The following is a 1,058-nucleotide window of genomic DNA, read 5'->3' on the forward strand; positions in this document are numbered from 1 at the left end:
CCATCTGGGATGAATCCTTTGAATCACACGACAGTGTGGCAGACGATTTCATGCAAGATCAGGAACAGCCTCCGAGGAGGCAGGATTAAAAATGCCCATAACTATCAGATCTCACGTCATGGCTCTGGCTGCCCAGAATGGCGTTTATATTGGCCCATGCCTATCGATGCGCCAGCAGAAATCTCTCCCTCCATCAGCTAAAGTCCCCAGCTTCGATTTTGACTAGCACCTTAAAAACTCGCCTACATCCTTCCTGTGTTCCGAGCAGTTTGCAGGGGGCCTCCCCTTCTAGCGCTTTGACCGGACGTTCTAACCATTTCAAAGCGATCTCTCGAGATTCAAACACAGTCTCGGCCATCTGGTGTACAGTTCCCGGCGAAATCGTGGGCGTGTCGCCTTCTCGTTCAGACATAAACTTGTGCCTATCTCAAATGACTGCGTTTTCCAATATCAAACGTGCCCGCCATTATTCGCGTGATCCATCAGTAATCGATTCGCCGATTGGTCGGCGACCTTATTCTTTCAGTGCATAGTTACGCAAACCGTGCATAAATGTCAGTGAAAAGGGGTAGGACCTCCGATAACCTTAGGTGCTATTAGCAAAAAGGGCGAGAACTTCATTCCAGTACTGGTTGCTAATACGGAGGTCCACTTCCTCCTCATCTGCTGTCTTGCTGTATCGACCAGAGTCTTTAACTGACGCTTGCTCATCCAGATCCAATGTAAAGGCAAAGTCTTCGTCCTGGTAGAACTTCATTGCTTTCGATTTCTGAGTACCACGAGTCTCCGAATCCAGGACGAATGAAACAACCTTTTCCCCGGGAAGATCTTCTCCGATTCTTCGAGCAAATTCCGCTAAATTTGGTTCAGCCAACACGTAAAGCCAAGCATTTGTATCTACCGGATCCGTTGGCTGTCGTCTGAGAATCCGGCCGAGAACCTGTCGAAAATGCAGTTCGGTTCGGATTCGACTGAGGTGACAGCAAACCTGAAGTCTCGGAATGTCTGTGCCTTCGCTGATCATCCCAACCGAGATGATCCAGCGATCAGACGACGTC

General features: G+C 49.1%; 1 protein-coding gene and 1 pseudogene. Both read right to left on the reverse strand.

Annotation, left to right across the window (positions count from 1 at the left end; translation table 11 throughout):
* Window positions 1–193 precede the first annotated feature (193 nt).
* Window positions 194–412: an antitoxin Xre/MbcA/ParS toxin-binding domain-containing protein gene (locus tag ACN0IC_RS15785; protein WP_416879698.1), complete on the reverse strand. Its 219-nt coding sequence runs from the start codon at window positions 410–412 to the stop codon at window positions 194–196.
* A gap of 174 nt (window positions 413–586) precedes the next feature.
* Window positions 587–1,058, reverse strand: a pseudogene (locus ACN0IC_RS15790) (helicase); the annotation flags it as partial.

This window comes from Litorimonas sp., from assembly GCA_029936425.1.
Taxonomy (GTDB): domain Bacteria; phylum Pseudomonadota; class Alphaproteobacteria; order Caulobacterales; family Maricaulaceae; genus Litorimonas.